The following is a 25194-nucleotide window of genomic DNA, read 5'->3' on the forward strand; positions in this document are numbered from 1 at the left end:
GTGTACTTTGGAGGATGACTGTAATGACCACGGAAAAAGTGAAGTTCGGCGTGCATTCCGAAGCCGGTAAGCTGCATAAGGTTATGGTGTGTTCCCCAGGCCTGGCTCACCAGCGCCTGACCCCAAGCAACTGCGATGAGCTGCTGTTCGATGACGTGCTGTGGGTCAACCAGGCCAAACGCGATCACTTCGACTTCGTCACCAAGATGCGCGATCGCGGTATTGATGTACTGGAAATGCATAACCTGCTGACCGATATCGTCGCCATGCCAGAAGCCCTGGACTGGATCCTGGACCACAAAGTGACCCCCAATCAGGTGGGTGTGGGCCTGGTCAACGAAGTCAAATCCTGGATCAAGAGCCTTGAGCCACGCCAGGCGGCCGAATACCTGATCGGCGGCGTGTCGGCAGACGACCTGCCAGACAGCTTTGGTGGCAAGACCATTCAGATGTTCCGCGATTTCCTCGGCCACACCAGCTTTATCCTGCCACCGCTGCCCAACACTCAGTTCACCCGTGACACCACCTGCTGGATCTACGGTGGCGTGACGCTGAACCCGATGTACTGGCCAGCGCGTCGTCAGGAAACCCTGCTGACCACGGCGATCTACAAGTTCCACCCCGAGTTCACCAACGCCGAATTCCAGATCTGGTACGGCGACCCGACAGTCGACCACGGCAACGCCAGCCTTGAAGGCGGCGACGTGATGCCCGTCGGCAACGGCGTGGTACTGATCGGTATGGGCGAGCGCACCTCGCGTCAGGCCATCGGCCAACTGGCGCTGAACCTGTTCAAGAACAAAGCGGTAGAACGCATCATCGTGGCCGGCATGCCGCGCTCACGCGCCGCGATGCACCTGGACACCGTATTCAGCTTCTGCGACCGCGACCTGGTCACCATCTTCCCTGAAGTGGTGAAGCAGATCGTTGCCTTCTCCCTGTATCCGGATGACAAGAAACAAGGCGGCATCGATGTACGACGCGAAGAAGGCAGCTTCCTCGAAGTCGTGGCCCACGCCCTGGGTCTGAAAAAACTGCGCGTCGTCGAAACCGGCGGCAACTCTTTCGCCGCAGAACGCGAGCAGTGGGACGACGGCAACAACGTGGTGGCGCTGGAACCTGGCGTGGTCATTGGCTACGACCGCAACACTTACACCAACACCCTGCTGCGCAAGGCTGGCGTTGAAGTCATCACCATCAGCGCCTCCGAACTGGGACGCGGCCGTGGCGGTGGCCACTGCATGACCTGCCCGATCATTCGCGACCCAATCGACTATTAATCACCCCATTTGATTGCTTGCGCGGGCCCCTACGAGGGGCCAGTGCAAGCCGGTTAACCCAAAACCAAGGAGATCACCATGGCTTTTAACATGAAAAACCGCAGCCTTCTGAGCCTGATGCACCACACGCCACGTGAGTTGCACTACCTGCTCGATCTGTCTCGCGATCTCAAGCGCGCCAAGTACACCGGTACTGAAGAGCCGCACTTGAAAGGCAAAAACATTGCGCTGATTTTCGAAAAAACGTCGACCCGTACCCGTTGCGCATTCGAAGTTGCAGCCCACGACCAGGGCGCACACGTGACGTACATCGATCCGGTTTCCTCGCAAATCGGCCACAAAGAAAGCATGAAAGACACCGCCCGCGTGCTGGGCCGCATGTTTGATGCCATCGAATACCGTGGCTTTGAACAAGCCATTGTGGAAGAACTGGCCAAGTACGCTGGCGTACCGGTATTCAACGGCCTGACCGCTGAGTTCCACCCGACGCAAATGATCGCCGACGTGCTGACCATGCGCGAACACAGCGACAAGCCGCTGCACAACATCAGCTACGCGTACCTGGGCGATGCCCGCAACAACATGGGTAACTCGTTGCTGCTGATTGGCGCCAAGCTGGGCATGGACGTGCGTATCGCCGCACCAAAAAGCCTGTGGCCGGAAGAGTCGTTCGTCAAACAGTGCCAGGAATTCGCCAAGGAAAGCGGTGCCAAAATCACCCTGACCGAAGACCCGAAAGCTGCGGTCAAAGGCGTGGACTTTATCCACACCGACGTCTGGGTATCGATGGGCGAGCCGGTTGAAGCCTGGAACGACCGTATCAAGCTGCTGCTGCCTTACCAGGTCAACAGCGACATGATCAAAGCGGCAGAAAACCCACGCGTGAAGTTCATGCACTGCCTGCCAGCGTTCCACAACTGTGAAACCAAGGTTGGCAAGGATGTGGCCGAGCACCATCCAAACCTGAAAAACGGCATTGAAGTGACCGAAGAAGTGTTTGAGTCCCCGGTCAACATCGCCTTCGAGCAAGCCGAAAACCGCATGCATACCATCAAGGCGATCCTGGTAGCGGCGCTGGCTGATATCTAAGCCTGGCCCACAGTAGATGTGTAAACACACATCTACTGTGGGAGCGAGCCCGCTCGCGAACGAGCTTCGCGAGCAGGCTCGCTCCCACACAAGGCGCTCTCACACTTCTAAAAGGACATCCTGTATGCGTATCGTCGTTGCACTGGGCGGTAACGCCCTCTTGCGTCGCGGCCAGCCCATGACCGCCGAGAACCAGCGCGAAAATATCCAGACCGCTACCGCCCAAATCGCTCGAATTGCCCACGGCAACGAGCTGGTAGTGGCCCACGGCAATGGTCCTCAGGTCGGCCTGCTGTCGCTGCAAGCTGCCGCTTATACGGCAGTAGCCCCCTACCCGCTGGATGTACTCGGTGCTGAAACCGAAGGCATGATCGGCTACATGATCGAGCAAGAACTGGGCAACCTGCTGCCACCAGAAGCGCCTTTCGCCACCCTGCTGACCCAGGTTGAAGTCGACCCCAAAGACCCGGCGTTTCAGAACCCCACCAAACCCATTGGCCCGGTCTACACCGAAAGCGAAGCCAAGAGCCTGGCCGCTGAAAAAGGCTGGAGTATTGCACCGGACGGCGACAAATTCCGCCGCGTGGTAGCCAGCCCGAAACCCAAACGCATCTTCGAAATTCGCCCGATCAAATGGCTGCTGGAAAAAGGCACCATCGTGATCTGCGCGGGCGGTGGCGGGATCCCGACCATGTATGGCGAAGACGGCAAGCTGCGCGGCATCGAAGCCGTAATCGACAAGGACCTGGCCTCCTCACTGCTGGCTCAACAGCTGGGCAGCGACCTGCTCGTGATCGCCACTGACGTGAATGCTGCCTTTATTGACTGGGGCAAGCCAACCCAGAAAGGCATTGCTCAGGCTCACCCGGATGAGTTGGAAAAGCTCGGTTTTGCCTCCGGTTCAATGGGACCAAAAGTGGAGGCTGCCTGCGAGTTTGCCCGTAAAACCGGCAAGACCGCAGTAATCGGCGCACTGGCGGATATCGAAGCAATCGTTCAAGGTAAGGCCGGTACTCGCGTCAGCACCGAAAAACCGGGTATCACTTACTTCTAAGTCCCTGGGCAGGCCCCGGGGTCTGCCCTTTTTCCCATAGCATCAAGGAGTACCCCTATGGCCTCGTTCGAACCCGGTCACCTGCATATCCATCGCGAACCGCTGCAGCCGGGCGACTTTGGGTATGACATCAAAATTGATTACCAGGTCGTTCAGGATCCCAAGGAAGGCAAGTCGATGCAGTTCGACATGCATGGTCAGATCAACCAGAAGGACTTCAAAGAGTCGTTCACCCTGCCCAAGGACCTGGCTTACAACTTTGCCCATGACGCATTCCAGATTGCCGTGAAACACGGCATTCCAAAAACCGCAGACATCCGCGCGATGCACGGTTACTACGACAAGATGTTTGCCGACGTCCTGGCCCAGCTCAACCACAAGCCTGGCGACCCGATCAAACCTGAACATCTGGAGTAATTCAGCCACTTGATGATGGCTGCGCTTTTGTGGGAGCGAGCTTGCTCGCGATGCAGGCAACGCAGTTTTACTGTTAGGCCGTGTTGATGCCATCGCGAGCAAGCCCGCTCCCACGGAATTTCACCTATCCTCCCCGCCAAGGCATACTGGCCATCCCCGCTGGCCAGAAGTGTTCCTTGTTCCCATGCGTATCCATGTCAGTTTTATCGACCGTGTCGGCATCACCCAGGAAGTCCTGGCCCTGCTCGGCGGGCGTAACCTCAACCTGGATGCGGTGGAGATGGTCCCGCCCAACGTCTACATCGATGCCCCGACCCTGAGCCCGCAAGTACTCGACGAACTGCGCGAAGCCCTGTTCAGCGTCAAGGGCGTGCAATCGGTGACAGTGGTCGACATCCTTCCCGGCCAACGCCGCCACTTGCAACTCGACGCCTTGCTCGCGGCCATGACCGATCCGGTACTGGCGCTGGACAGCCAAGGCCATGTGCTGCTGGCCAACCCGGCACTGGTGGCCCTGTACGGCCATGAACCGACCGGCGAAAGCATCGGCGAGCTGTTCACCGACCCCGGACTGCTCGACGTGCTGCTGGAAAACGGCTTTCGCCTGCCATTGCGCGAAGTCACACTCAACGGCCATCCGTTGATGCTCGATGCCACGCCGATCACCGATGCGGGTGCCCTGCTGACCCTGTATCAACCGAGCCGTATCGGCGAGCGCCTGGCCGCGTTGCACCACGACCATGCCGAAGGCTTTGATGCCCTGCTCGGCGAGTCGCCTGCGATTCGCACGCTTAAAGCCCGCGCACAGCGTGTGGCCGCGCTGGACGCGCCCTTGTTGATCCAGGGTGAAACCGGTACTGGCAAGGAATTGGTGGCCCGCGCCTGCCATGCCATCAGTGATCGCTTTGGCGCGCCGTTTCTGGCCCTCAACTGCGCTGCACTTCCGGAAAACCTGGCCGAAAGCGAGCTCTTCGGTTATGCCCCCGGCGCCTTCACCGGTGCCCAGCGTGGCGGCAAGCCGGGGCTGATGGAGTTGGCCAACCACGGTACGGTTTTCCTCGATGAAATCGCCGAAATGTCCCCCTATCTGCAAGCCAAGCTGCTGCGCTTTCTCAATGACGGCAGCTTCCGCCGGGTGGGCGGCGAACGCGAGGTCAAGGTCAATGTGCGGATCCTCAGTGCCACTCACCGCAACCTGGAAAAAATGGTCAACGAGGGCACCTTTCGCGAAGATCTGTTCTACCGACTGAATGTGCTCAATATCGAAGTACCGCCGCTGCGCGAGCGCGGCCAGGATATTTTGCTGCTGGCGCGCACCTTCATGCAGCAGGCCTGCACTCAGATCCAGCGCCCGGTGTGCCGACTGGCGCCGGGCACCTACCCGGCCCTGCTGGGCAATCGCTGGCCCGGTAACGTACGCCAATTGCAGAACGTGATCTTTCGCGCTGCCGCCATTTGTGAAAGTAACCTGGTCGACATTGGCGACCTGGACATCGCTGGCACCTCGGTTGCGCGGCAAAGTGACGGCGAGATTGAAACCCTTGAGCACGCCGTCGAGTCCTTCGAAAAGGCGTTGCTGGAAAAGCTCTACGTCAGCTACCCCTCGACCCGCCAACTGGCCAACCGCCTGCAAACCAGCCACACCGCCATTGCCCACCGGCTACGCAAATACGGCATCCCGGGTAAAGCCTGACGCGCTCATTCCCCTGTGGGAGCGAGCCTGCTCGCGCGTGAATCGACCCGTAATCACGGTCAGACCGCGTCGCAGGCATCGCGAGCAGGCTCGCTCCCATAGAGCCCTCCCCTCGCCCGTATCGATATCACTCCAGTGGAGCGATATCGATACAGTCCCTCTAAACCGCAGCCACGCAAGGCTTTGATCCTCTTGAATTTTTTTATTGCCTTTGTGCTGTAGCGATTTCGCTACAGCACAGTTGTAAATCTGATCCTTATAAATACATAACTAATTGATAAATAAGGATATTTATAAACTGGCAGCCATTTTGCAATGAACTCTCAATAAGCTCGGTCTTCACGAGCATTTACCTGTGACCACCAGACATGTCTGGCCCTGAGGAGTTTCCATGAGCGAATTGCGTTTTACTGAAGACCACGAATGGCTGCGCGCCGAAGCCGACGGCAGCGTAACCGTGGGGATTACCGCGTTTGCGCAAAACGCTCTGGGTGACGTGGTGTTTGTGCAGTTGCCTGAGTTGCAGTCCTACGACAAGGGTGCAGAAGCCGCTACTGTTGAGTCGGTCAAGGCTGCCAGTGGCGTGTACATGCCTTTGGACGGTGAAGTGCTCGAAGTGAACCCCGCGCTCGACAGCAGCCCGGAACTGGTCAACGAAGATCCGCTGGGCGAAGGCTGGTTCTTCCGTTTCAAGCCCGCCGATGCCGATGCGCTCGACAAGCTGCTCGATCAGGACGCCTACGACCGCCTGATCAAAGCCCAAGACGACAACTGAGAACTCAGCCATGACTATCAATCTCAGCACTGCCAATGAATTCATCGCCCGCCATATCGGCCCGCGCCAGGCCGATGAGCAGGCGATGCTTGCCACCCTCGGCTTTGATTCCCTTGAAGGCCTCAGCGCCAGCGTGATCCCGGAAAGCATCAAGGGCACCAGCGTGCTCAACTTGCCGGCGGGTCAAAGCGAAGCCGATGCACTGGCCTCGATCAAAGCCATCGCAGCCAAGAACCAGCTGTGCAAAACCTATATCGGCCAGGGCTACTACAACTGCCACACGCCTTCACCGATCCTGCGCAACCTGCTGGAAAACCCGGCCTGGTACACCGCTTACACGCCGTATCAGCCTGAAATTTCCCAAGGCCGTCTCGAAGCGCTGCTCAACTTCCAGACCCTGATCAGCGACCTTAGCGGCCTGCCGATTGCCAACGCTTCATTGCTCGACGAAGCCACCGCCGCTGCCGAAGCGATGACCTTTTGCAAACGCCTGAGCAAGAACAAAAACAGCCACAGCTTCTTTGCATCCAGCCACTGCCACCCGCAAACCCTCGACGTGCTGCGCACCCGTGCCGAGCCGCTGGGCATTGAGGTGGTGGTCGCTGACGAACGCGAGCTGACTGACGTATCGATCTTCTTCGGCGCTCTGCTGCAGTACCCGGCAAGCAACGGTGACGTGTTCGACTACCGTACATTGGTTGAGCGTTTCCACACGGCCAACGCACTGGTGGCCGTTGCCGCCGATCTGCTGGCCCTGACCCTGCTGACGCCTCCGGGCGAGTTCGGTGCTGACGTGGCCATCGGCAGCGCCCAGCGTTTTGGCGTGCCCCTGGGCTTTGGTGGCCCGCACGCGGCCTACTTCGCTACCCGCGACGCGTTCAAGCGCGACATGCCTGGCCGTCTGGTCGGCGTTTCGGTTGACCGTCACGGCAAACCGGCACTGCGCCTGGCCATGCAAACCCGCGAGCAACATATCCGCCGCGAGAAGGCCACGAGCAACATCTGCACCGCGCAAGTGCTGTTGGCCAACATCGCCAGCATGTACGCCGTGTACCACGGTCCCAAAGGCCTGACCCAGATCGCTGGGCGCATTCACCAACTGACCGCGATCCTGGCTCAGGGCCTGAGCGCGCTGGGGCTGATAGTCGAGCAAGAACAGTTCTTCGACACGCTGACTCTCAACACCGCCAGCGCCACCACCGCCCTGCACGCCAAGGCCCACGCACAAAGCATCAACCTGCGTGTGGTCGACGATCAGCGTCTGGGCCTGTCGCTGGATGAAACCAGCAGCCAGAGCGACGTAATCGCCCTGTGGACCCTGCTCGCCGCCGATGGTCAGACCCTGCCTGACTTCGACGCACTGGCCCAGACCGTGACCGGCACCCTGCCAGCCGCCTTGGTGCGCCAGTCACCGATCCTCAGCCACCCGGTGTTCAACCGTTACCACTCTGAAACCGAACTGATGCGTTACCTGCGTCGTCTGGCGGACAAGGACCTGGCGCTGGACCGCACCATGATCCCGCTGGGTTCGTGCACCATGAAGCTCAACGCTGCCAGCGAAATGATCCCGGTGACCTGGGCCGAGTTCGGCAGCCTGCACCCCTTTGCTCCTGCCGAGCAAAGCCTGGGCTATCAACAACTGACCACAGAACTTGAGGCCATGCTCTGCGCGGCCACCGGTTACGACGCCATATCCTTGCAACCGAACGCCGGTTCCCAAGGCGAGTACGCCGGTCTGTTGGCGATCCGCGCCTATCACCAGAGCCGTGGCGAAGAGCGCCGCGACATCTGCCTGATCCCGTCTTCGGCCCACGGTACCAACCCGGCAACTGCCAACATGGCCGGTATGCGCGTGGTGGTAACGGCCTGTGATGCACGGGGCAACGTCGATATTGAAGACCTGCGCGCCAAGGCCATCGAGCACCGCGATCACCTCGCCGCGCTGATGATCACCTACCCGTCGACCCACGGTGTGTTCGAAGAAGGCATCCGCGAAATCTGCGGCATCATTCATGACAACGGCGGCCAGGTGTACATCGACGGCGCTAACATGAACGCGATGGTGGGCCTGTGCGCACCGGGCAAGTTCGGCGGCGACGTGTCCCACCTCAACCTGCACAAAACCTTCTGCATCCCACATGGCGGTGGCGGCCCGGGTGTTGGCCCGATTGGCGTCAAATCGCACCTCACGCCGTTCCTGCCGGGTCACGCGGCAATGGAACGCAAGGAAGGCGCGGTATGTGCGGCACCGTTCGGCAGCGCCAGCATCTTGCCAATCACCTGGATGTACATCCGCATGATGGGCGGCGAAGGTCTCAAGCGCGCTTCGCAGCTGGCCATCCTCAATGCCAACTACATCGCCCGTCGTCTCGAGGAGCACTACCCGGTGCTGTACTCGGGCAGCAATGGCCTGGTGGCCCACGAATGCATCCTCGACCTGCGCCCGCTCAAGGAAACCAGCGGTATCAGCGTCGATGACGTGGCCAAGCGCCTGATCGACTTTGGCTTCCACGCTCCAACCATGTCGTTCCCGGTGGCAGGCACGTTGATGATCGAGCCAACCGAAAGCGAATCCAAGGAAGAACTGGACCGCTTCTGCAACGCCATGATCTGTATCCGTGAAGAAATTCGCGCCGTTGAAAACGGCAGCCTGGCCAAGGAAGACAACCCGCTGAAAAACGCTCCGCATACCGCCGCTGAAATGGTCGGCGAATGGACCCACCCGTACAGCCGCGAACAAGCGGTGTACCCGGTTGCATCCCTGATCGAAGGCAAGTACTGGCCACCGGTTGGCCGGGTCGACAACGTGTTTGGCGACCGCAACCTGATTTGCGCTTGCCCTTCGATCGAAAGCTATCAGGAAGCATAAGCAACCGGGTCATGGAGATCCAAATGTGGGAGCGGGCTTGCTCGCGATACAGGCAATGCGGTTTTGCAGCCAGACCGCAGTGATGCTATCGCAGGCAAGCAACTCCCACAGGGATCGAAGTTGCACTACACAATAAGAAACCGGAGAACCCTATGTCTTTAAGCGTGTTCGACCTGTTCAAGATTGGCATCGGCCCCTCCAGCTCCCATACCGTCGGCCCCATGCGTGCTGCTGCGCGTTTTGTCGAAGGTCTGCGCCGTGATGAAATGCTGCAACACACCGCCTGCGTAAAAGTTGAACTCTACGGTTCCCTCGGCGCCACCGGCAAAGGACACGGCAGCGACAAAGCCGTATTGCTGGGGCTCGAAGGTGAACACCCGGATACCGTTGACACCGAAACCGTGGCCGAGCGTCTGGCCGCCATTCGCAGCAGCGGGCGCTTGAACCTGCTGGGCCAACACCCCATCGATTTCAACGAAAAGTCGCACCTGGCGATGATTCGCAAACCCCTGCCCTATCACCCCAACGGCATGATTTTCAGAGCACTCGATGGCGCTGGAATTCAGATCCGCAGCCGCGAGTACTACTCGGTCGGTGGCGGCTTTGTGGTCGATGAAGGCGCAGCGGGCGCTGACCGCATTGTCGAAGACAGCACCGCACTGAAATACCCCTTCAAGACCGCCAAGGACCTGTTGCGCCATTGCGTCACTCACAACCTGTCGATCAGTGAAGTGATGATGGCCAACGAAAGCGCTTGGCGCCCCGAGGCCGAGACGCGCAGCGGCTTGCTGAAAATCTGGCAAGTGATGCAGGACTGCGTGAGTGCCGGTTGTCGCAACGAAGGCATTTTGCCCGGCGGGTTGAAGGTCAAGCGTCGGGCGGCTGCGCTGCATCGTCAGCTGTGCAGCAACCCTGAGGCCGCGTTGCGCGATGCGCTGTCGGTGCTCGACTGGGTGAATTTGTACGCGCTGGCGGTCAATGAAGAAAACGCCAACGGCGGACGTGTTGTCACCGCACCTACCAACGGCGCGGCCGGGATCATTCCTGCCGTGTTGCATTACTACATGCGCTTTATTGGCGGAGCCAATGAAGACGGGGTGGTGCGATTTCTGCTGACCGCCGCCGCCATTGGCATTTTGTACAAGGAAAATGCCTCGATCTCCGGCGCCGAAGTCGGCTGTCAGGGCGAGGTCGGCGTGGCCTGTTCAATGGCGGCTGGCGCGTTGTGCGAAGTGCTGGGTGGCACCGTACAGCAAGTCGAGAATGCTGCCGAGATCGGCATGGAGCACAACCTCGGCCTGACCTGCGACCCGATTGGCGGCCTGGTCCAAGTGCCGTGCATCGAACGCAATGCAATGGGTTCAGTCAAGGCAATCAACGCGGTACGCATGGCCTTGCGCGGTGACGGCCAGCACTTTGTCTCGCTGGACAAGGTGATCCGCACCATGCGCCAGACCGGCGCCGACATGAAAAGCAAATACAAGGAGACCGCTCGCGGCGGTCTGGCTGTCAACATTATTGAGTGCTGATTTTCAAGGAGTCTCGAATGTCCACCGAACAACTGCTTCAAACCCCGCTGCACGCACTGCACCTTGAACTCGGTGCCCGTATGGTGCCGTTCGCCGGCTACGACATGCCCGTGCAGTACCCGCTGGGGGTGATGAAAGAACACCAGCACACCCGTGAACAGGCCGGGTTGTTCGATGTATCGCACATGGGCCAGATCCGCCTGATCGGCGCTGATGCAGCCAAGGCCCTTGAAACTCTGGTGCCGGTCGACATCATCGACCTGCCGGTGGGCATGCAGCGCTATGCCATGTTCACCAACGAACAAGGTGGCATCCTCGATGACTTGATGGTTGCCAATCTGGGCAATAACGAACTGTTTTTGGTGGTTAACGCCGCGTGCAAGGATCAGGACCTGGCGCATCTGCGCAAGCATTTGAGCGCCCACTGCCAGATCCAGCCGTTGTTTGAAGAGCGCGCCCTGCTCGCCCTGCAAGGCCCGGCAGCCGTCAACGTGCTGCAACGCCTGGCGCCAGAAGTGGCAAAAATGACCTTTATGCAATTTGCCCCGGTGACATTGCTGGGCGCGGACTGCTACGTCAGCCGCTCTGGCTATACCGGCGAAGACGGCTTTGAGATTTCAGTACCGGCCGATCGCGCCGAAGAACTGGCACGTCGCCTGCTGGCAGAACCGGAAGTCCAGGCCATCGGCCTCGGCGCACGGGACTCGCTGCGCCTGGAAGCTGGCCTGTGCCTGTACGGGCATGACATGAACGACAGCACCACGCCAATTGAGGCCAGCCTGCTGTGGGCAATCTCCAAGGCTCGCCGCGCCGATGGCCTGCGTCCTGGCGGGTTCCCGGGTGCCGAGAGCATCTTTGCCCAGCAGCAAAATGGCGTGGCACGCAAACGCGTGGGCTTGCTGCCACAGGAGCGCACCCCGGTACGTGAAGGCGCGGAAATTGTCGACGCCGACGGCACTGTGATTGGAACTGTGTGCAGCGGCGGTTTTGGCCCAACTCTGGGCGCGCCCCTGGCAATGGCTTATCTGGATATCGCGTTCACCCCGGTGGACTCTGAAGTCTGGGCGATTGTGCGAGGCAAGCGTGTACCCATGAAAGTGTCGAAAATGCCATTTGTCGCACAGCGTTATTACAGAGGCTAAGCGTCTAACCTCAAGTAAGACAGTTGCATGTTTACACACTAACGTAGCATGCAACTGCTCCTGGACTGCACTAAGATTCGATAGCGAAAACACTGTTTTAAACTCGAAAACAATTGAACCTCTCTATGATTAATCCGCACTTATAACTTCCCGCTGCAGGTTAATAACCCGGTATCGCCCGCTTATTAACGGGGCTTGTATTTTCAATTCCAGTTTCGTAGAGTTTGCCTACTGTGTTTGCATGGGTCGCTGGAATCGTGACCTGGGCAGTAGCTCTACGTTTGCTACAACCCGTTCTGCGTCTCTTACTTTCCTGCAACCCAGCACCAGAACTCTTTCATGTGAAAGAGGCTGTCATTAATTGTTAGCGTCAAAGGAATTAAGAAATGTCCCAACGTCAGAGCGGTACCGTCAAGTGGTTCAACGACGAGAAAGGGTTTGGTTTCATCACCCCTGAAAGTGGTCCAGATCTGTTTGTGCACTTTCGTGCCATTCAGGGCAACGGCTTCAAAAGCCTGAAAGAAGGCCAAAAAGTGACCTTCATCGCAGTTCAAGGCCAAAAAGGCCTGCAGGCTGACGAAGTTCAACCAGAAGCCTGATCTCGCGCACAAAAGCCTCTGATGGTGACATCAGAGGCTTTTTTATGGCCGTAATTCCGTAAGATGGCTCTTTTCCTTCACGAGACCCTGCCATGTCGAAACAACCACTTAGCCCTCAAGGCGAATTTCCCGCCGTTGGCCTGGGGCGCCGCCTGGCAGCCATGTTCTATGATTTCCTGCTGTGTACCGCCCTGCTGATTGTCACCACCTTTATTTACAAGCTGATCATGATGAGCTTTATCGGCGAAGCCAAAATGAGGGCACTTTCCGAGGCCGGTGCCCTGGATGGCGACCCATTACTCTCGACCATCCTGTTTTTTGTCCTGTTCGGTTTCTTTGCCAAGTTCTGGACCCATTCCGGGCAAACCCTGGGCATGCAAGTCTGGGGCATACGCGTGCAAAATGCGGACGGTACGGCCATCAGCCTGTGGCAAGCCTTGTTGCGTTTTATCGTCTCCATCGGCTCATGGCTATGCCTGGGTCTGGGGTTCATCTGGTCGGTCTTCGACAAGCAAAACCGCACCTGGCATGACATGTATTCCAACACTCAGTTGGTGCGCATCCCCAAAATCAAGAAATAAAAAAAGCCCGTATCTCTCGATACGGGCTTTTTTGTTGCTGCGTTGCGAATAACAAGATCCAAAGGATCTTCAAACAGGGGTTGCTACGCAACCCATCGCAGCCCTCGGCAGCGGCTACAGATATCTATGGCTTACTCAGCCAGCTTGAAGGTTATGAAGCTGGCACGACCCTGACGCAGAACCCGCATCGACACCGAGCGATTCTTCGGCAATGCCTTGGCAATTTCAGTGAACTCCTTACCATTGGTAATTGCCTGATTGTTCAGGTGAGTAATCACGTCGCCAGGTTGCAAGCCGATCAAGGCCGCAGGACCGTCCTGAACGTCGGTGATGATCACGCCACCCTTGATGTCGTTGGCTTTCTTCTGCTCTTCGCTCAAGTCGGCCACGGACACACCCAGACGGTTGCTGCTTTGCTCGGCACCCGTGCCTGAAGCGAGATCTTTCGCATCATCAGGGATAGCACCGACAGTCAGGTCGAGGTTTTTGCGCTTGCCGTCACGAATCACTTCAAGGGTTGCCTTGCTGCCGGCCTTGAGAGCGCCAACCAGATGCGGCAAATCTGCCGACATGATGATCGGCTGACCATTCATGCTCAGAATCACGTCGCCAACTTGCAAACCACCTTTGGCAGCCGGCCCGTTATCAAGTACCTGTGCCACCAGCGCACCAGCTGGCTTGTCCAGGCCAAACGACTCGGCCAGATCCTTGTTGACCTCTTGAATCACTACGCCCAACCAACCACGGCTGACCTTGCCGCCAGCCTTGAGCTGATTGGCAACATCCATGGCGACATCAATAGGGATCGCGAAGGACACGCCCATAAAGCCGCCCGAGCGGGTGTAGATTTGCGAGTTGATACCCACCACTTCACCCGCCAGGTTAAATAGCGGGCCACCCGAGTTACCCGGGTTGATCGGCACGTCAGTCTGGATAAACGGCACGTAGCTTTCATTCGGCAGGCTGCGACCGATAGCGCTGATAATGCCTTGGGTCACGGTGTGGTCAAAGCCAAACGGTGAGCCGATGGCAACCACCCACTGACCGGCCTTGAGATCCTGAGACTTGCCCAGTTTCAGTACAGGCAGGTTTTTGCCTTCGATTTTCAGCAGCGCAACGTCGGAACGTGGGTCAGTACCAACCAGCTTGGCCTTCATTTCGCTGCGATCAGACAGGCGCACGATGATTTCATCAGCATCTGCCACAACGTGGTTGTTGGTCAGGATGTAGCCATCGGGCGAGATGATAAAGCCCGACCCCAAGGATTGAGCCTCGCGTTGCCGCCCACCTTTGCCACCAGGCGGCATACTGCGTTCAAAGAAGTCGCGCAGACCAGGCGGCAAGCCTTCCAGGTCGGGCATTTGCCCCATGCTTGATACTTTGCGCTCCGGCAACTTTTGCGTGGTGCTGATATTCACCACGGCTGGCGAGGCTTGCTCGACCAGTTGCGTAAAATCAGGCAACTGCGCTTCAGCCATCACCGGAACTGCCTGCCCGAGCATCAGCACGGCTGCAAAAATAGGTAAATAAGTTTTCAATCGAGGCATCGACATACAGCTCCCGTTAATAGCAGCAGAGTTAAGCGACAGGCACTAAAAAACCAAGTCCAAAGCATAGACCGTTTTTAAGGCCCCAGAAAACAAACAAGGCCAGAGCCCTTTAGGGCTCTGACCTTTATTAAAAGATAGAAAAATGGCAATTGGAAAATTGTCACCCGCCATGTCGACCCAGCCCTATGGTTTAGTCTGAGATTCGTCTTTACCGACACGCATTGAGAGTGCAATTCGCTCCGCAGTTCCCAGCGGGATTTCACCCACCACAGTGGCAATCATGTCACCTTGCGGGGTGGTCAGATGCCGTGAAACTGCAACTGTTGGCCCCAGTTGTACACGGGCATCGGGAACTGCAGTGCCCTGCAAAGGCTCAAGAAACACCGAAAACCGCGTCAAGCCATCGTCATACAAGAGGCTGGTGACTTCAGACTTGGTCCGTGGATCACGCCGCACTGTGCTGCTGATTTGCTCGAAACCGGGTGGCAGCCAGTCGGAATGCCAAGCATGGGCAGTATTGACCACAGGGGCCGCCGTATCAGCCGTGGCAACGGGACGGCAAAGGCCTGTGGGCTTGAGTTCACTGTCATCAGGAGTGGTTGTTTCAAGGCTGGTAAACTGGAAACGCTCAAGCAGTTGCCCCTTGTCATTGAGCAACAACGACTTGAGAGGCAAACCGGTTTCACGGTCCAGATACAGTTCGAACCCATAACGATGCTGGTCGCGCGGGGTGAGTGAAATCACCGCCACCGGCCGACCTGCAACTCTTGAGTCGCCTGTTTTTGTCACTGCGTACCAGTCATTGAGCTTCTGGGTATCAAGCTGTCTGGCCGACACGGCACTGACATCTCCAGGCCCGGAGACCATCTTGCCAGTGACACACTCAGTGCGCCCGTCGGCACGAATGACCTCTTGTGCAGCGCCATCCAACTGCATCAAGCGTTCACGAACTTTCCCATCCTGCACGCGGTGCCAGATGCTGTGGGTAGAAAAACTACCGTTACGTTCGTAAACGAAAGTGCCCTGATAGCTGTGCTGTTGCTCGGCCTGCCCAAGACGTTTGAGCCAGTCCTGGGCATCATCGGCGTGTGCAGGTACAACAAACCAGCCGCAGAGCAAAAGCGATAACAGAGGTAGGACGCGCATGTTGGTCCTTAACGGTTTTCCAGGCTGGCAGCCCGAGCATATGGCAGAGGGCTTTCAGACCCTTTCAATGCCGCTTGCTGGGCGTGCTGACGCAGGTAACCTGGCAAACGCTGATCGTGCCAACCGGGCTGACCTTGCAGAACACCGTTTGCCATCGGACCTGTGGCCTGATCGGAGCTTTCGCTGTAGTTGGCCAGTACCGCTGGGCCTTTAGCCATCGGCGCACTCAGGCTCTGTGGTGCAGCCTGCTGAGCAAGCTGGGCACCAACGATGTCATCCTGGTTGTACAGCCTGACACACGCCAAAACAGCAACGGTAACCGAAGCAGCAACGGCCAGGCGACCAATGCTGCGCCACGGACCACGAACCACCTTGGCCGGTACTTGTTCTTCGGCCAAGGCGGCCGAAACGGCAGATGCGATGTCCAGGCGCGGAATCAGCAGGTCCTTGTGCATCACAGCACGGGCCACCTGATAACGAGACCAGGTATCACGCGTTTGTGTGTCGTCAAAGGCATTCAATACCCGACGTAGTTCCAGTTCGTCCGCTTCGTTATCCATCACTGCGGACAGCGATTCCTGCAGGGCTTCACGACTCATGGCGGTTCCTCTCTTGGCTGTCGCCGCTGTCTCAGTTTTCCTGCAACAACGGTTGCAGGGCTTTATCAATGGCTTCCCGAGCGCGGAAAATCCGGGAGCGCACGGTACCCACCGGACATTGCATGACGCTCGCAATGTCCTCGTAACTCAGACCGTCGAATTCACGTAAAGTTAAGGCCGTACGCAAATCTTCTGGCAGTAGCTGAATGGTGCGATGTACGGTGCTCTCGATCTCGTCGCGGAGCAAAGCGCGCTCCGGCGACTCGAGATCCTTGAGACCGTGGTCACCATCGTAAAACTCAGCATCTTCTGAACTCACATCACTATCAGGCGGACGTCGACCGCGTGATACCAGGTAGTTTTTTGCCGTATTAATGGCGATGCGATACAGCCATGTGTAAAAGGCGCTGTCACCGCGAAAATTACCAAGTGCCCGGTAAGCCTTGATAAAGGCTTCTTGAGCGACGTCCTGGGCTTCATGGGTGTCGTGCACAAAACGCACGATCAACCCGAGAATTTTGTGCTGATACTTCAGCACGAGCAGATCGAATGCGCGCTTATCGCCGCGCTGTACGCGCTCGACCAGCTGCTGATCCTCTTCCTGGGCTAGCATGAATACTCCTCATAAGGCCGGGAGGAAGATTGCTTTGCTAATTGATCAGGCTTGCAAACATAGACTCGGGCTTTACACAAAAGTTCTCTCCCCCCTGGCAAGTTTCCTGCGCGCTCGGATTTGGCACGCACGAAAACGCAGCTCGGGCCTGGCCGGCTGCGTCGATAATCTTGTCGCCACATTCTGCTGTCGAGTCGAAAAACAAACCCCGCATCAAATTGAGCGCCGTTTCCCTGCATCAAGGGCAACCCTCTATGGAACGCTGAGCAGTACGAAAAGTTCAATACTTTCGTACGAAGTACACCCTGCGGCACCTCGAAAGCGGATCAGGGTTCGAGTCCCCCTGAGCCTTGACGCCCCTTGCAGATTAATTGTGAAAATCGACATGCAGACTACTCAAGTCTGAGGCACACTTCATGCCCGCTGTAATTTCACAATGCCATAAAGGCCCGGCCATTGTGCCGATCCCCCCTTCTATATACTAGTGGGCGCTTTTTTGCGGATGTCAGAAGAATGAGCCAACATTTTCAACATGACGTGCTGGTGATTGGCAGCGGCGCTGCTGGTTTGAGCCTTGCTCTCACACTACCCAGCCACATGCGTATTGCGGTCCTCAGCAAGGGCGACCTGGCCAATGGCTCGACATTCTGGGCTCAGGGTGGTGTTGCCGCCGTTCTGGATGACACCGACACGGTGCAATCCCACGTCGAAGACACCCTCAATGCCGGCGGCGGCCTGTGCCATGAAGACGCGGTACGCTTTACCGTCGAGCACAGCCGCGAGGCCATCCAGTGGCTGATCGATCAGGGCGTGCCCTTTACCCGCGACGACACCGTCGATCCCGAGCAGCCAGGTTTTGAGTTCCACCTCACCCGTGAAGGCGGCCACAGCCATCGGCGCATCATCCATGCGGCTGACGCCACCGGCGCCGCCATCTTCAAGACCTTGCTCGATCAAGCACGTCAGCGGCCCAATATCGAATTGCTTGAACAACGTGTCGCCGTCGATCTGATTACCGAACGTCGCCTGGGCCTCGACGGCGATCGCTGCCTCGGCGCTTACGTGCTCAATCGCGCCACGGGCGAGGTCGATACCTTTGGCTCGCGCTTTACTATTCTGGCCACGGGGGGCGCGGCCAAAGTGTACCTCTACACCAGCAATCCGGACGGCGCCTGCGGTGATGGCATTGCCATGGCCTGGCGCTCGGGCTGCCGCGTGGCCAATCTGGAATTCAACCAGTTCCACCCCACTTGCCTGTATCACCCGCAGGCCAAGAGCTTTCTGATCACCGAGGCGCTACGGGGCGAAGGGGCACACCTCAAGTTGCCTAACGGCGAGCGCTTCATGCATCGGTTCGACACACGAGGCGAACTGGCTCCGCGAGATATCGTGGCACGCGCCATCGACCATGAGATGAAGCGTCTGGGCATCGACTGCGTGTATCTGGATATCAGCCACGAGTCAGAATCGTTCATCAAGACTCACTTCCCGACAGTCTATGAGCGCTGCCTCGGGTTCGGCATCGACATCACCAAGCAGGCGATCCCGGTGGTGCCAGCGGCGCATTACACCTGCGGCGGTGTAATGGTCGACGAACATGGTCATACGGATGTTCCAGGCCTGTACGCCATTGGCGAAACCAGCTTCACCGGCTTGCACGGCGCCAACCGCATGGCCAGTAACTCGCTGTTGGAATGCTTTGTGTACGCCAAGTCGGCCGCTGCCGACATCCTTGCCCAACTGCCCGACATCGCCGCGCCCATAGCCCTGCCGAGCTGGGATGCCAGCCAGGTTACCGACTCTGACGAAGACGTGATCATCGCCCACAACTGGGATGAACTACGGCGCTTTATGTGGGACTACGTTGGAATCGTGCGCACTAACAAGCGTTTGCAACGCGCACAGCATCGAGTGCGCTTGCTGCTGGACGAAATTGACGAGTTTTACAGTAACTATAAAGTCAGTCGCGACCTGATCGAGTTGCGCAATCTGGCACAAGTAGCTGAGCTGATGATCCGCAGCGCCATGGCGAGGAAGGAGTCACGGGGCCTGCATTACACTCTCGACTACCCGCACATGTTGCCCGAAGCCCTGGACACTATTCTGGTGCCAGCCACCTACGCCGACTGAACTTCAGTCGCACGCGCAAGCGCCGGTGCTGATCTGGCGCCAGCGCGTCGGCGGGGATACACACAGCCCGAACCCGCCATTCACCAGGCAACTTGAAACGTACAATCACCACCCAAGGCAGAGCCAGGCTGTCGCGGCGCAATTGCACCGCCTGCCAGCCCCGTGCACGGCTCCACAGCTGCCAGCCATCGGCATCGCGGCGCAAGCGGCTAAAAGCCTTGGCATGGGTCAATCGAACATGCCGTGGCAGCACCCAAACACCGTACGCCAGGCACAACAAAACGCCGAGCACGCGTGCCATGACCGGGATTGAAAGAAGGCAGATTGAAATCAGCGCCAGGGCCTGGGCTGCAAGACATGCCGCCAGCAATTGCCCGGAGGCATGCCAGCGGCACTCAAAATAATTACTTGGGCTGGACACGATCCAGAATCATGCGAACCATGCGTTGCAGCTCAGGGTCCTCGGATTCGGTGCGTTCCATAAACCAGCCGAACATGTCCTGGTCTTCACATTCCAGCAGCTTGCGATAGCAGTCGCGGTCTACATCATTAAGGGTGGCGTACACTTCCTTGACGAAAGGCACCAGCAACACGTCAAGTTCAAGCATGCCGCGACGGCTGTGCCAGTAGAGACGATTGAGTTCAACATCTTCGACCATGGAGCGCTCCTCAAATAGAGCGCAAGTATACAGGCCGATCCGTCATAGAACAGTCGGCTTTGGTCGGTCCCCTGGAACTACCCATTTGCAGGGCGCACCTCTATGATGTCCCCCAGACTTTTTTACCTGCGATGACCCATGGCCGACTCTGCTTTTTTCTGCACTCTGAACCACGAAGGTATTCTTGCTGTTATCGGCAACGACGCCAGCAAGTTTTTGCAGGGGCAGTTGACCTGCAACCTCAACTACTTGAGCGAAACTCGCTCGAGCCTGGGTGCCCGTTGTACGCAAAAAGGCCGCATGCAATCCAGTTTCCGCATCGTGCTCCAGGACAACGGCTGCCTGCTGGCAATGGCCCATGAGCTGGTCGAGCCGCAGTTGGCGGACCTGAAGAAGTACGCCGTGTTCTCCAAGTCGACACTGACCGACGACAGCGCCAACTGGGCACGCTTTGGCCTGAGCCAGGCAGACACGGTACTGGAGAGCCTGGGCCTGAACCTGCCTGCCGAGACCGACAGCGTCGCTCGCGCCAACGGTTTGATTGCCATTCGCGCCTCTGAAGGCCGTGCAGAACTGTGGGCCCCGATTGCACAGCGCGAAAGCGTTGTTCAACACTTGAAGGCGCAATTGGTTGAAGCCGACCTCAACCAATGGTTGCTTGGCCAGGTCCGCGCGGGTATTGGCCAGGTCATGGCCCAGACTCGCGAATTGTTTATTCCGCAGATGATCAACCTGCAAGCCGTGGGCGGTGTCAGCTTCAAAAAAGGCTGTTACACCGGCCAGGAAATCGTCGCGCGCATGCAATATCTCGGCAAACTCAAACGCCACCTCTACCGTTTGTCGCTTGAGGCGGCTCAAGAAGTACCCGCGCCAGGGACCCCTCTGTTTGCACCTTCCCATAGCAGTTCAGTGGGCGAAGTCGTGCTTGGTGCTCAAGCAGAAAACGGTATCGAATTGCTTGCCGTCCTGACCTCGGATGCGGCCCAAGCGGGCGATATTCACCTGGGTGACTTGCAAGGCCCTGGCCTTTCGCTGCTTGAGCTGCCTTATCAATTGGACCGTGATCGCGAGATCCAGCGTTGATTGCCACACATTGAAACGCAGCACCCTAGAGATATGAGCATGCTCGCGCACAGAGTCCAAGCGGACTTGCTTAAGGCCATTGATAGAGACGACCTGGTTTTGCCCACGCTACCGGAAGTAGCGTTGAACATCCGCAAGGCAGCTGAAAACCCTGAAATCAGCGTCAGCCATTTGAGCAAGGTCATCAGTCGTGACACTGCGCTGTCGGCGCGATTGATCAAAGTGGTCAACAGCCCGATGCTGCGTGCCACCCGCGAGGTTACGGACCTGCACACCGCCATCACGCGCCTGGGCGTCAACTACAGCAGCAATCTGGCAATCGGGCTGGTGATGGAGCAAATTTTCCATGCCCGCTCGGAAACGGTCGAAAAAAAAATGCGCGATGTTTGGCGCCAAAGTCTGGAAGTAGCAGGTATCTGCTACTCCCTGTGCCGCCGTCATAGCTCACTCAAGCCAGACCAGGCGGCACTGGGCGGCCTGGTGCATCAAATTGGCGTACTGCCCATCCTGACCTACGCCGAAGAACACAACGAACTGCTCTCCGACCCGATCTCACTGAATCACGTGATTGACAGCATCCATCCGCTGATTGGCGACAAATTGCTGGCTGTTTGGGAGTTTCCGGAGATGCTTCTCAAGCTTCCCGGCCTGTATCAGGACTTTAACCGCCAATCCAAAGCCATTGACTACATCGATCTGGTGCAAATCGCGACCGTGTTCATGCATCAGGACATTGAGCAACTGAGCGCCCTGCACGCCTTCAAGAAACTGGGGGTAGAAGCTGGCGACCCCAGGTTTCAGGAGCAACTGAACGAAGCGCGCGGGATGTTTATCTGAACTCGTAACACAAACTCTGTGTTGCTACAGAGATTGAATCCCGGAGTTTCTCACCCTATCGGCGATCGCCATTGGCCGGGACAAAACTAACCCGTACTTTCAACCCGCCCTGCACGCCATCGTGCAGGCTGATATGTGCAAGGTGCGCACGGCAAATGTCACCGACAATTGCCAACCCCAGGCCCGACCCCGCTACTTGCTGATTACGTCGATAAAAACGTTCAAATACCCGCTCGCGTTCTTCAGGGGGAATACCTGGGCCGTCATCTTCGACTTCCAGTACCGCGGGAGCAGTGACTCTCAAGACGACATTGCCACCCACGGGAGAGTGGGCCATGGCGTTGTCCACCAGATTGCTCAGCAGTTCGTGCAGCAACGTGGGTTCACCGTACAACCAAACCGGCTGATCGGCCTCAAGCGCCAGCGCAAAACCCCGGGTATGGGCCAGAGGTGCCATCGCCATGCCCAGCTCACGAGCCAATTGACTGAGGTCGAGTAACTGCGCGCCGCCTTCAGCGATGGCTCGCGCGCCATTTTCGATCCGTGCCAGCGACAGGAGCTGATTGGCCAGGTGAGTCAGCCGGTCCGTGCCCTGGGTTGCCTGCTCAAGGGTATTGCGCCAGGCGTGCGGATCATCTGCACGCAAGCCCAGTTCAAGCTGGGCCTTGAGCACCGCCAATGGGGTACGCAGCTCATGGGCCGCGTCGGCAATAAATTGCGCTTGGCGCTTGAATTGCCCGCGCAAACGCTCGGTAAAATGATTGAGGGCCTGGACCAATGGCCGCAATTCCCGCTGCACGGAAACCAGCGGCAAAGGTCGCAGGTCATCCGTCTCACGCTCCTCGACAGCGGTGCGCAAACGCTCCAGCGGGCGTAATGCGGCGCTTACGGCAAACCACACAACCAGCAACGCCCCTAGCCCCAACATCCCCAAACGCAGCAGAGTGTCGGCCATCAGGCTGCGGGCCATAGCCACCCGCGCCTCATCGGTCTCGGCCACACGGATTTCCGCCATGCCATTCATGCTGGGTTCGCTCACCGCCTTGAGCAAACTCACGACCCGCACGTTCTGCCCCAAATACATGCCGTTATAGAAACTCGCCAAAGCCGGGTAATCATCGGTACGTAGCGTGCCCGGTGGCGGTGCCGGCAAGTTTTCATAGCCAGAAATCAACTGCTGGTGGATATCGTTGACCTGATAGTAAATTCGCCCGGCGCTGTCGTAGGCAAACGTATCCAGCGCAACGTAGGGTACGTCGGCGCTCAGACTGCCATCACGCTGCGACAGGCCCGCCGCGATGGTACGCGCCGACGCCAGCAGGGTTCGGTCGTACGCGGTATCGGCAGCTTCACGGCCATTGAGATAAGCACTCAAACCGCTGGCCAGCATCAGTACAACCAGCAACAGCGTCAGGTGCCAGAGCAAACTCCAGCGCAGGCTGTCGAGCTTAAACATCGCGGCTTTCCAGCAAGTACCCCAAGCCCCTGAAGGTCACAATTGCCACGGCCTGGCCATCGAGCTTTTTGCGCAAGCGGTGAATATAAATTTCGATCGCGTCAGAACTCGCTTCCTCGTCCAGACCAAACACCTGGGCCGCCAACTGTTCCTTGCTCATGACCCTTCCGGGCCTGGCTATCAGCGCTTCGAGCACCGCCTGCTCACGCGAAGTCAAGGTCAGTAACTCTTCGCCCAAGGTAAAGCGCCGGGTTTCAAGGTCGTAGATCAGAGATCCACATTGCTGCTGGCGTTCGCCACCCAATACGCTACGGCGCAGCAGCGCTTTGACCCGAGCCTCAAGCTCTGTCAGCTCGAACGGCTTGGCCAAGTAATCATCGGCACCAAGGTTAAGCCCGTGAACCCTATCCTTGACGTCACTGCGCGCAGTCAACATCAACACCGGCAAGGTTTTGCCACGGGCACGCAAGCGCGCCAGCACCTCAAAACCATTCATGCGCGGCAAGCCCACGTCCAGAATCGCCACCGCATATTCTTCACTGCTCAGGGCCAGGTCAGCGGCCACTCCGTCGTGCAGTACATCTACGGTCAAGCCTATGCCCTTCAAGGCTTGGGCGACACTCTCGGCCAGTTGCAACTGATCTTCGACCAAAAGCACACGCATTGGGTTTACCTCATTATTTTTGTTCAGGACGCAGCCTTCAGTGCGCGGAGTGTACAGACGGCCGGAGCCCTGTGAAGCCCAAAAGCCGTGAATGCCTTATGTAAGGTTAGCGAAAGGTTAGCCGGTTAGCATCGCGAGACTTACAGCAATCCCTATTACCGCCATGGCCTGCATGGCGGCCCGAAAAACGCCTCGAAGCGTTTTCGCCAATAAGAACAATAATGGAGCACCTGTATGCTGACTCATCAGCCCAAGCCCCGTCACTTCTGTGTTTGTTCCGTACTCGCGCCCTGTCTCACCATGCCTGCGAGTGGCCTTCTATCGCCCGTACTTTGTACCTGATACGGGCGAGGCACAGCCCTGCGCCAACGAATTTGAGCAACAAATAACTACCCTATAAAAACAAAAGCTCCTGAGGAGATAATATGAAACTTCCCCTGCGTTCCCTGGCTCTCGCTGCCAGCTGCATGCTGCTTACCAGCCAACTCATGGCTGAGCCAAAACGCCCCGAGTGCATCGCCCCGGCCTCGCCGGGCGGTGGTTTTGACCTGACCTGCAAACTGGCGCAAAGCGCACTGGTGAACGAGAAGCTGCTCAGTAAACCCATGCGCGTAACCTACATGCCCGGTGGCGTAGGTGCCGTTGCCTATAACGCGGTGGTGGCCCAGCGCCCGGCCGACGGGGGCACTTTGGTAGCCTGGTCCAGTGGCTCATTGCTTAACCTGGCACAAGGCAAGTTCGGCCGTTTCGATGAAAACGCCGTGCGGTGGCTGGCTGCCGTTGGCACCAGCTACGGCGCCATTGCGGTGAAGAGCGACTCGCCCTACAAGAACCTCGATGATCTGGTTCAGGCCCTGAAAAAAGACCCCAGTAAAGTGGTGATCGGCTCAGGCGGTACGGTTGGCAGCCAGGACTGGATGCAAACTGCACTGATCGCCAAGGCCGCCGGGATCAACCCGCGTGACTTGCGTTATGTAGCCCTGGAAGGCGGCGGCGAAATCGCAACGGCGCTGCTGGGTGGGCATATTCAAGTAGGTAGTACGGATATTTCCGACTCCATGCCGCATATCCAGAGCGGCGATATGCGCCTGCTCGCGGTGTTCGCCAACGAACGCCTGGATGAGCCGGAGATGAAGAACATTCCGACCGCCAAAGAACAGGGTTACGACATCGTATGGCCGGTTGTGCGCGGTTTCTATCTTGGGCCAAAAGTCAGCGATGCAGACTACGCATGGTGGAAAGACGCCTTCGACAAACTGCTGGCCTCCGAAGAGTTCACCGCATTGCGTGATCAGCGCCAGCTATTCCCCTTCGCCATGACCGGTCCGGAGCTGGACACCTATGTGAAAAAGCAGGTGGCTGACTACAAAACCCTGGCCCAGGAATTTGGCCTGATCCAGTAACCACTGCCGACCGCTGGCTGCGCCCT

23 protein-coding genes are annotated in these 25194 nt (G+C 57.9%); 15 read left to right on the plus strand and 8 right to left on the minus strand.

The features are described 5' to 3' along the window. The first annotated feature begins 23 nt into the window (after nt 1-23). From arcA to U5A05_RS18755, 11 genes are all read left to right on the plus strand, one after another. Entirely contained in the window at nt 24-1280 is a 1257-nt protein-coding gene (arcA, locus tag U5A05_RS18705) for an arginine deiminase (protein ID WP_261739378.1), read from the plus strand. 78 nt (nt 1281-1358) lie between these two features. Next, nucleotides 1359-2369 (plus strand): ornithine carbamoyltransferase, encoded by a 1011-nt coding sequence (locus tag U5A05_RS18710; RefSeq protein ID WP_261739379.1) that lies wholly within the window; start codon nt 1359-1361, stop codon nt 2367-2369. A gap of 124 nt (nt 2370-2493) precedes the next feature. Continuing rightward, entirely contained in the window at nt 2494-3423 is a 930-nt protein-coding gene (gene arcC, locus U5A05_RS18715; RefSeq protein ID WP_261739380.1) for a carbamate kinase, read from the plus strand. A 57-nt stretch (nt 3424-3480) separates the two neighbouring features. Then, nucleotides 3481-3840 carry a DUF5064 family protein gene (locus tag U5A05_RS18720; protein WP_261739381.1) on the plus strand — a complete coding sequence of 120 codons (360 nt, stop codon included), beginning with the start codon at nt 3481-3483 and terminating at the stop codon, nt 3838-3840. Nucleotides 3841-4024: 184 nt separating this feature from the next. After that, the gene (locus U5A05_RS18725; protein ID WP_261739382.1) at nt 4025-5533 is read left to right on the plus strand and encodes a sigma-54-dependent transcriptional regulator; all 1509 of its coding nucleotides are present in this window, start codon (nt 4025-4027) and stop codon (nt 5531-5533) included. Between the two features lie 391 nt (nt 5534-5924). Further along, nucleotides 5925-6308, plus strand: coding sequence for a glycine cleavage system protein GcvH (gcvH, locus tag U5A05_RS18730; RefSeq protein WP_261739383.1), 384 nt, complete (start codon nt 5925-5927; stop codon nt 6306-6308). 10 nt (nt 6309-6318) lie between these two features. Beyond that, nucleotides 6319-9177 (plus strand): aminomethyl-transferring glycine dehydrogenase, encoded by a 2859-nt coding sequence (gene gcvP / locus U5A05_RS18735; protein ID WP_321834296.1) that lies wholly within the window; start codon nt 6319-6321, stop codon nt 9175-9177. A gap of 152 nt (nt 9178-9329) precedes the next feature. Beyond that, nucleotides 9330-10706, plus strand: coding sequence for an L-serine ammonia-lyase (locus U5A05_RS18740; protein WP_261739385.1), 1377 nt, complete (start codon nt 9330-9332; stop codon nt 10704-10706). 17 nt (nt 10707-10723) lie between these two features. Next, complete coding sequence (gcvT, locus tag U5A05_RS18745; protein ID WP_321834298.1) at nt 10724-11848, plus strand: glycine cleavage system aminomethyltransferase GcvT; 1125 nt, start codon at nt 10724-10726, stop codon at nt 11846-11848. A 386-nt stretch (nt 11849-12234) separates the two neighbouring features. Continuing rightward, nucleotides 12235-12447, plus strand: coding sequence for a cold-shock protein (locus U5A05_RS18750; RefSeq protein WP_261739387.1), 213 nt, complete (start codon nt 12235-12237; stop codon nt 12445-12447). A 92-nt stretch (nt 12448-12539) separates the two neighbouring features. Further along, a complete protein-coding gene (locus tag U5A05_RS18755) occupies nt 12540-13028 on the plus strand; it encodes an RDD family protein (protein WP_321834299.1) in 489 nt (162 codons plus the stop codon). Nucleotides 13029-13159: 131 nt separating this feature from the next. Here U5A05_RS18755 and U5A05_RS18760 read toward each other — a convergent pair whose 3' ends face one another. From U5A05_RS18760 to rpoE, 4 genes are all read right to left on the minus strand, one after another. Further along, nucleotides 13160-14581: a DegQ family serine endoprotease gene (locus U5A05_RS18760; RefSeq protein ID WP_321834300.1), complete on the minus strand. Its 1422-nt coding sequence runs from the start codon at nt 14579-14581 to the stop codon at nt 13160-13162. Between the two features lie 180 nt (nt 14582-14761). After that, nucleotides 14762-15724 carry a MucB/RseB C-terminal domain-containing protein gene (locus U5A05_RS18765; RefSeq protein WP_321834301.1) on the minus strand — a complete coding sequence of 321 codons (963 nt, stop codon included), beginning with the start codon at nt 15722-15724 and terminating at the stop codon, nt 14762-14764. Between the two features lie 8 nt (nt 15725-15732). Continuing rightward, a complete protein-coding gene (locus U5A05_RS18770) occupies nt 15733-16323 on the minus strand; it encodes a sigma-E factor negative regulatory protein (protein ID WP_321834303.1) in 591 nt (196 codons plus the stop codon). Between the two features lie 31 nt (nt 16324-16354). Further along, complete coding sequence (gene rpoE, locus U5A05_RS18775; protein ID WP_048359852.1) at nt 16355-16936, minus strand: RNA polymerase sigma factor RpoE/AlgU; 582 nt, start codon at nt 16934-16936, stop codon at nt 16355-16357. Between the two features lie 513 nt (nt 16937-17449). Here rpoE and nadB point away from each other — a divergent pair. Continuing rightward, a complete protein-coding gene (nadB, locus tag U5A05_RS18780; RefSeq protein ID WP_321834305.1) occupies nt 17450-19066 on the plus strand; it encodes an L-aspartate oxidase in 1617 nt (538 codons plus the stop codon). Here the strand turns inward: nadB and U5A05_RS18785 are convergent. Continuing rightward, nucleotides 19035-19487 carry a protein YgfX gene (locus U5A05_RS18785; protein ID WP_261739393.1) on the minus strand — a complete coding sequence of 151 codons (453 nt, stop codon included), beginning with the start codon at nt 19485-19487 and terminating at the stop codon, nt 19035-19037. The two genes, nadB and U5A05_RS18785, sit on opposite strands and share 32 nt — an antisense overlap. Further along, a complete protein-coding gene (locus U5A05_RS18790; RefSeq protein WP_261739394.1) occupies nt 19471-19725 on the minus strand; it encodes an FAD assembly factor SdhE in 255 nt (84 codons plus the stop codon). Before U5A05_RS18790 ends, U5A05_RS18785 begins: the two co-directional genes overlap by 17 nt. A gap of 138 nt (nt 19726-19863) precedes the next feature. On the opposite strand from U5A05_RS18790, the gene ygfZ reads away from it, so the two are divergent. Both ygfZ and U5A05_RS18800 read left to right on the plus strand, forming a co-directional pair. Continuing rightward, nucleotides 19864-20808 (plus strand): CAF17-like 4Fe-4S cluster assembly/insertion protein YgfZ, encoded by a 945-nt coding sequence (ygfZ, locus tag U5A05_RS18795; RefSeq protein ID WP_321834307.1) that lies wholly within the window; start codon nt 19864-19866, stop codon nt 20806-20808. A gap of 33 nt (nt 20809-20841) precedes the next feature. Continuing rightward, nucleotides 20842-21645: an HDOD domain-containing protein gene (locus tag U5A05_RS18800; RefSeq protein WP_261739396.1), complete on the plus strand. Its 804-nt coding sequence runs from the start codon at nt 20842-20844 to the stop codon at nt 21643-21645. 55 nt (nt 21646-21700) lie between these two features. On the opposite strand, the gene U5A05_RS18805 is transcribed toward U5A05_RS18800, so the two are convergent. Next, nucleotides 21701-23101: a sensor histidine kinase gene (locus tag U5A05_RS18805; protein WP_261739397.1), complete on the minus strand. Its 1401-nt coding sequence runs from the start codon at nt 23099-23101 to the stop codon at nt 21701-21703. Beyond that, nucleotides 23094-23765 (minus strand): response regulator, encoded by a 672-nt coding sequence (locus U5A05_RS18810; protein ID WP_261739398.1) that lies wholly within the window; start codon nt 23763-23765, stop codon nt 23094-23096. Before U5A05_RS18810 ends, U5A05_RS18805 begins: the two co-directional genes overlap by 8 nt. 425 nt (nt 23766-24190) lie before the next feature. Between U5A05_RS18810 and U5A05_RS18815 the strand changes: the two genes are divergently transcribed. Beyond that, on the plus strand, nt 24191-25168 hold the full coding sequence (locus U5A05_RS18815; RefSeq protein WP_321834310.1) for a Bug family tripartite tricarboxylate transporter substrate binding protein: 978 nt from the start codon (nt 24191-24193) through the stop codon (nt 25166-25168). The last annotated feature ends 26 nt before the right edge of the window (nt 25169-25194 follow it).

It is taken from the genome of Pseudomonas kulmbachensis (assembly GCF_963681935.1).
GTDB lineage: Bacteria > Pseudomonadota > Gammaproteobacteria > Pseudomonadales > Pseudomonadaceae > Aquipseudomonas > Aquipseudomonas kulmbachensis.